General features: G+C 43.7%; 5 protein-coding genes and 1 pseudogene. All 6 read left to right on the top strand.

The window, feature by feature from the left end:
• A partial coding sequence (locus tag A1D16_RS11555) for a hypothetical protein (protein WP_290709589.1) occupies nt 1-2164 on the top strand: 2164 nt, incomplete at its 5' end.
• A gap of 311 nt (nt 2165-2475) precedes the next feature.
• Nucleotides 2476-3711 carry a sodium:proton antiporter gene (locus A1D16_RS11550; protein WP_290709587.1) on the top strand — a complete coding sequence of 412 codons (1236 nt, stop codon included), beginning with the start codon at nt 2476-2478 and terminating at the stop codon, nt 3709-3711.
• A gap of 52 nt (nt 3712-3763) precedes the next feature.
• Complete coding sequence (locus A1D16_RS11545) at nt 3764-3979, top strand: hypothetical protein (RefSeq protein ID WP_290709585.1); 216 nt, start codon at nt 3764-3766, stop codon at nt 3977-3979.
• Nucleotides 3980-3998: 19 nt separating this feature from the next.
• The gene (locus A1D16_RS11540; protein WP_290709583.1) at nt 3999-4964 is read left to right on the top strand and encodes a polyprenyl synthetase family protein; all 966 of its coding nucleotides are present in this window, start codon (nt 3999-4001) and stop codon (nt 4962-4964) included.
• A 44-nt stretch (nt 4965-5008) separates the two neighbouring features.
• Nucleotides 5009-6688, top strand: a complete 1680-nt coding sequence (locus tag A1D16_RS11535; RefSeq protein ID WP_290709581.1) for an amino acid permease — start codon at nt 5009-5011, stop codon at nt 6686-6688.
• 13 nt (nt 6689-6701) lie between these two features.
• A pseudogene (locus A1D16_RS11530) lies at nt 6702-7020 on the top strand (hypothetical protein); the annotation flags it as partial.

Raw genomic sequence — 7020 nt, 5'->3', positions numbered from 1 at the left:
GAATATTTTTATTCCAGATGGGGTTTATAGAATTACCGATTGCTGGTATATTGGAGGGCCGGTTGCCTCAATTCCGGATTTGTATTTCAATTCAAATATTGTTGAGCTGCCTTCGTTTAATTCAACTAACCATATTAATAGTAGATTATGGACACCCATTAAAATTATTGGGTCTGGTAAAACACATATTCATGGTGATTTTGTAGCAGATGAATTAAAAGCTATTGTGTATTACAATTTACAAGGCGGAAACGCCAATGGTAAAACGGGCGATTTGTATACAGGTGAATTCAGTGATATTGGAATTCATTCTAAAGGTAGATGGACAGGTACGAATACCTATGTTCCGCCTACAGCAACGGATGTATCTAATAATCAGGTGGGATTCGCTGCTATCAATACTATTCAGTTAAAAATACAAAATATTTCCCTTGTCGGGTTGAAAGTAGGAATGTTGCATAATAATTGTTATTTCAGTTATACCAATAAAATTTATTTTGAGTATTGCATTGAAGGTTATACAAATCTTACGTCTTCTGGTAGTTTGCTGGAAAACTTTATCGCCTACTATTGTGACACTGGATATAATATCCGATCTGGACAGGTACACATGAGTTCGATTAATATTGAGCATTGTAAAAAGGGGCTTTGGATAAATGCCTCCAATATTGTAATCAATGGATCTTACCTTGAACAAATTGTTGGTGCCCCGGAGGCGGCGTTACTTATTGGTTTAGACACAACTGATGTAGGGTATACTCTTGAGGGTGCAACAGATAGAATTAGTATAAATGGATTAACTATTGCAGGTGGTGGCGGTGCATCAATTTGGATGAAAAAATCTGCTCGAAGACTTTATATTAACAGTGGTAATGTGAATGGTGCATTGGGAATCAAGCTTTCAGATGCTGGCAATAAAATATTTGCTTATAGCTGTCAGGGTGTATCTGCAACACAAGCAGGAACGCCGTTTTTGGGTACTATTTACCAGCGAAATGAAAGCTTTGAAGCGGAAGCTGCTACTACTAATTCGCTTAAAGTGCGGTCATTGTTGGAAGTTGAGGGTGATTCCCAGGTTGCAACGTTGACTAGTTCTGGTACTATGTCAGTTTTGGCTGGACAAACCATTAGAGGGGAAATTAAACAGGAGCATTTTATACCAGCTGGCGCAGTTAATCACCCAGTTCGTGAGTTGTTTTTGCCAATTGGAATCGGCGCTCTTGATAAGATACTAGTACTCGGTAAATTCAGCGCTGTAGACAATACTAGGATAAATGGGAGAGTTAATATAATTGCTGGTGCGGCTTCTTCACTGTATACACCAACGGCTTTGTTAGATATTAGTTTTATGAATGATGCGGTCGGCCGATTTTCAGTTGCCGTTAGTTTATTGGGTAGCGTTGATAGCAATACCTACTCTCTGGTGACATATGATAAAGATGGGGTTACTTATATAGGAATCAGGATACTGTCGACCACTACGGCCCGAATTCCATCAAGATTTCATTTTTCCGGCTTGCTCAAGTCCAGTAACGATTATACGTTTACGGTAATTGATTCCTCAACTGTTTCAGTCATCAGTATTTATGTTCCAAATTCAAATTCGTCGAATGAAATACATGTTTCTCGATTATTGGTTCCCACGGGTAAGGTAGGTATTGGAATTGGAGTAAATGGTCCTACTGCTAAAGTTCATTTAGGTGCAGGCAGTTCCCAGGCAGGGAATTCACCACTGAAATTCACCACTGGAGCCATGTTGAGTAGCCCAGAAGACGGTGCAATGGAGTATTATAATGGGGTTTTATATTTTACTGCTGGGTTAACTAGAAGAAAAATACAACTTGAAAGTAGTTCGCAGATTCAAAACTTAACTTATTCATCTTCTGTTGTTTGGGATTATAACGTTGCTCCAAATGCAAAGCTGCTCTTATCTGGCAATTCATCCCTGTCAATTACTAACTTGATTGCAGGCAGTTCAGGAAAAATCATTGTTGTTCAGGATGGAACGGGTAACAGATCCTTGAACTTACCCGTTGGCACTGTTGTAGCAAATGGTGGAGCAGGATCAATTTCCTTAAGCACTGCTGCTAATTCAGTTGATATACTGGCTTTTTTTTACGATGGTACAAAACTGTATTGGAAAGCTGATTATAATTTTACGTAAATTAATTTTCTAAGCTATTACTAAATTCGCCCTTAGTTGACTGTATACCTGCCTCCTGAATCTACATTTTTATGGAAGATTAATTAAAACAGGTTTCTTCAGGCTGCAAGAATAATTGATCTGTTACCTTCTAGCACTAATCTGATTTTTGTAGGAAGAACGCTTTTCCTACTTGGTGGCGTCCTTGCTTTATACAAATTAAAAATCGATTAGAATTTCGTGTTCTCTACTGGAGCACCCTATTACCATTGCTATTTACTTTTTCCAAGTTGTACTTTCGCAGTCATTTTTGAGCATATCAATAATTTTGCATGGAACTGTATTACTCTTTTTCTATATTGATCGTGTTGGCAGCCGTTTTTGCATATCTCAACGGTCGCTTTTTGAAGCTGCCGTCCACCATCGGTGTAATGCTGATTGCCATGCTGGCTTCGATCCTGCTGGTTGTTACTGGTAATGTTTTTCCTAAGACATTTTTGGCATTCTCCCATTTACTGGAGGGCATCGATTTTACGGAAATCCTAATGGGCGCTATGTTGAATTTTTTGCTTTTTGCAGGCGCTATCCATATTCATTTATCCGACCTGCGTGAACAACGGACGCCTATCGTAGTATTTTCTACCCTGAGTGTTATTTTATCTACCCTTATTGTAGGAGGGCTGCTATACCTTTTATTTCCGCTTATATACAAGGAGATACCACTAATTTATTGCATGTTATTCGGCGCGCTGATTTCACCCACCGATCCAGTAGCGGTATTGGGGATATTAAAAACAGCCAATGTATCGCGCCAGTTGGAAACCAAAGTTGCCGGGGAATCGCTGTTTAACGATGGGGTAGCAGTGGTTGTTTTTGCCGTGCTGCTACAGCTGGCACAAGGTTCAGACGCAGAACTGACTGCCCTGAATGTTTCCTGGTTACTCATTAAAGAAGCATTGGGTGGATTGTTTGCCGGTCTTGCTATTGGTTGGCTGGTATCCAGGGCTATGCAAAAAATTGACGATTATAAAGTATCCGTATTGTTAACGCTGGCAGCAGTGATGGGTGGTTATTTACTGGCCCGCGCTATGCATATATCCGGGCCATTAATGATGGTGGCATCCGGCCTGGTGATCGGAAATTACGGCAAACTGACGGCTATGTCGGATATCACCAAAGATTATCTCGAAAAATTCTGGGAATTGCTGGATGAGATCCTGAATGCCATTCTATTCCTTTTTATTGGCTTTGAATTATTACTGATAGAGGACCTGACCGCATACTGGCTGGTTGGCTTAATCGGAATAATAGTTGTGCTGCTGGCCCGTTTCCTATCGATCTGGATTCCTGCCAAACTAATTCCTTTTAAGAATAAATTCAGTACCGCTACTGTTAAGCTATTGGTATGGGGTGGTTTGCGTGGAGGAGTTTCAATTGCACTGGCACTTTCGGTAGATCCGGGCCCCTATAAGAATTTTATCCTCGCAATTACCTATATCGTCGTTATTTTCTCGATCCTGGTACAAGGACTAACCATTGGCAAAGTAGCGAAGCACCTGGAGGTGTGAGTGGATGTTTTCTTCTTTTTTTAACGAAGTTTAACTAACAAAAACTAATCTTATGCTAGAAGTTCTTAATAATGTTTCTGAATTAAGAATAACTGTAGGAGGCCCTGATACTATTGCTAAGACATTGGGATACTATACTGCCAATGATAGCGGTGATGGTAGTTACTTTTGGGACGACTCATCTACAGTAACTGATGATGGTGGTTCAGTGATTAAAGCATCTTCCCCCTTCCCCTTTTCTCCATTCCCAAATTTCCCCCTAAATTAGCCGTTCGCAAAAACGCACTATGCAAACCTTTGAACAGCTTTCCTCACAATTCAGTAGTTTTTTCAACCAAGCCCATTTTCCCGCACAACCCGATACCCTGTATCGCCCGGCCGAATATTTCCTGAGCCTCGGCGGTAAACGGGTACGGCCCGTTTGCTGCCTTATGGGAAATGAATTGTTTGATGAAATACTGCCCGATACCTGGCAGGTAGCCACTGCCATTGAGCTTTTTCACAATTTTACCCTGATCCATGACGATATTATGGACAAAGCCCCATTAAGGCGGGGCATGGAAACCGTCCACACGAAGTACGGAGAGCCAACCGCCCTGCTGGCAGGTGATGTAATGCTGGTAGTGGCCTATGATTACCTGAACAAGGTAAAATCGCCCCATTTTCATCGCCTGGTGTCGCTGTTTAATACCACAGCCAAAGAGGTGTGCGAAGGCCAGCAACTGGATATGGATTTCGAAAAACAGGAAACTGTCTCGCTCAATGCCTACCTGCACATGATTGAACTCAAAACCTCCGTATTGCTGGCTGCCAGCCTCAAACTGGGCGCCATATTGGGCGGGGCAGGAGAGGGCAACCTCCACCATATCTACGAATTTGGGAAAAACCTGGGCATCGCCTTCCAGGTACAGGACGATTACCTCGATTGCTTTGGCGACCCCGCCAAATTCGGTAAACAACCCGGTGGTGATATCCGCTCCAATAAAAAAACCTTCCTGCTGATCCGAGCGCTGGAAACAGCGGTGGGAGCCGATCGGGAAAAGCTGCTGCACCTACTCGCCGCCAATCCTGCCGATAAAGTAGAAAAAGTACTGGCTATTTACCAAAAAGCCGGTGTAGACCAATGGGCCATGGAACTCAAAAACCAGTTCCTGGAAAAAGCCCTGCAGCACCTGGAAGATATAGCCGTTCTTTCGAAACGAAAGCAACCCCTGCGTCAACTGGCCGATTTCCTGGTGCAGCGCGATTACTGATCAGCAGGAAATCCCTATATTGGCCCCTTAAAACCTAACGCTGCATGTCGAATTCTTTTTTCCGGAAAAAGTCGATTGATAAAATTATTAAGGATCATGAACAGGGCCTGTCCGACGATCATGGCCATAGCGGCATGCGCAAAGTGCTGGGGGTACGCGACCTTACCCTTATGGGTATTGCGGCCGTTATAGGGGCCGGTATATTCTCCACCATCGGATCTGCCGCTTATGCTGGTGGTCCCGGGGTAATTTTCCTTTTTATTATCACTGCTATTACCTGTGGTTTTACCGCTCTCTGTTATGCTGAATTTGCATCCAGGGTGCCCGTATCCGGTAGCGCCTATACATACTCCTATGTTACTTTCGGTGAACTGATTGCCTGGATACTCGGCTGGGCCCTCATCCTCGAATACAGCATCGGCAATATTGTAGTGGCCATTAGCTGGAGCGCTTATTTCAAAAATATCCTGGCCAATGTGTTTGGAATTCACCTGCCCGATTACCTGACCATCGGTTACCAAACTGCGAAACACGCCTACCAGGCCGCCCTGTCTGAAGGTAAACCCGTGCAGGATATGATTTATGCAACCGCCCCCCGTATTGCCGGTATCCCCTTTATCATTAATCTGCCCGCTTTTATTATTGTAGTGCTGGTAACCGCCCTGGCGTATATCGGCATCCGCGAAAGTAAAAACACGGCCAATTTTATGGTGGGACTCAAAATCGTTGTGCTGCTGCTGATTGCCGTAATAGGGATCTGGATCATCTTTACCGACGACCTTACCGGTAACTGGACGCCCTTCCTGCCCAATGGAATGAGCGGGGTATTAAAAGGTGTATCGGCAGTATTTTTTGCCTATATCGGTTTTGACGCCATTTCAACGACTGCCGAAGAATGTCGGAATCCGCAGCGCGATATGCCCCGCGGTATGATTTATTCCCTGATCATTTGCACCGTAATTTATGTGATTACCACGCTTGTTATTACCGGCCTGGTGAATTATGAACAATTCAAAGGTGTTACTGATCCGCTGGCCTTTGTGTTTGACAGCATCAATATGCAAAAGCTGGGTACCTTTATCTCTATTTCGGCGGTAGTGGCCGCTACCAGTGTTATGCTGGTTTTCCAGATCGGCCAGCCCCGTATCTGGATGAGCATGAGCCGGGATGGACTGATGCCCAACTCCTTTGCCAAAATCCATAAAAAATACCAAACCCCCTGGTTTGCGACGATTATTACCGGTTTGGTAGTAGGTATTCCGGTGTTATTTGTAGACGACCTCCTGATGACCGACCTTACCTCCATCGGTACCTTATTTGCATTTGTACTGGTTTGCGGTGGTGTACTGATCCTGCCCCGGATGGCGAATAAACCCGGTAAGTTCAACCTGCCCTATATCAACGCACAATTTATTATTCCGGCACTCGTAGCCATTTTTACCTATCTGTTTCGGGAGCGGATTCAACTGGCAGTACAACATTTTGACAATGAGGGCTACCAGGAAATACTCTTCCTCGTATTTATGGTGGTGGCCTGGCTGATTGCCATCTTCTCTTTTATCAGGAAATACTCTCTCATTCCGGTACTGGGTATGTTATGCTGCCTTTACCTGATGATAGAAATCCCCGCAAAAAGCTGGCTGGTATTTTTCGGATGGATGGCTTTGGGTTTATTGATCTATTTCCTGTACGGCTATCGCAAAAGCAAACTGGCCCGAACTTGATTATCTTTGCCGCATGAAATTTGAAGTGGGCGATAAAGTGGTGGTGCGACTCACCAATGAAGACGCAGAAGTCGTGGAAATAATAAACGATCGGATGGTACTGGTGGAAGTGCGGGGTGTTAAATTTCCTGCCTATACCGATCAGCTCGATTACCCCTATTTTAAACAGTTCTCCAAACAGAAACTGGTGCCGGAAAAAAAGCCGGTACCAAAAACCTATATTGACCAGGTTCCGAAAGAGAAGATCAAACAATTACCCAAACGCGAACCCAACGGGGTTTGGCTAACCTTCATCCCGGTTTTTGAGCAGGATGAGTTCGGAGATGAAGTGG

Origin of the sequence: Flavihumibacter sp. CACIAM 22H1 (genome assembly GCF_001601815.1) — a bacterium.
Classification (GTDB): Bacteria; Bacteroidota; Bacteroidia; order Chitinophagales; family Chitinophagaceae; genus Flavihumibacter.
This window is presented reverse-complemented; position numbering and strand designations above follow the sequence as displayed.

Bases quoted from the DNA above. Each gene is read 5' to 3' on its own strand.
- A1D16_RS11535 (WP_290709581.1), top strand. From the start codon at position 5,009: ATGTCGAATTCTTTTTTCCGGAAAAAGTCGATTGATAAAATTATTAAG.
- A1D16_RS11545 (WP_290709585.1), top strand. From the start codon at position 3,764: ATGCTAGAAGTTCTTAATAATGTTTCTGAATTAAGAATAACTGTAGGA.
- A1D16_RS11550 (WP_290709587.1), top strand. From the start codon at position 2,476: ATGGAACTGTATTACTCTTTTTCTATATTGATCGTGTTGGCAGCCGTT.
- A1D16_RS11540 (WP_290709583.1), top strand. From the start codon at position 3,999: ATGCAAACCTTTGAACAGCTTTCCTCACAATTCAGTAGTTTTTTCAAC.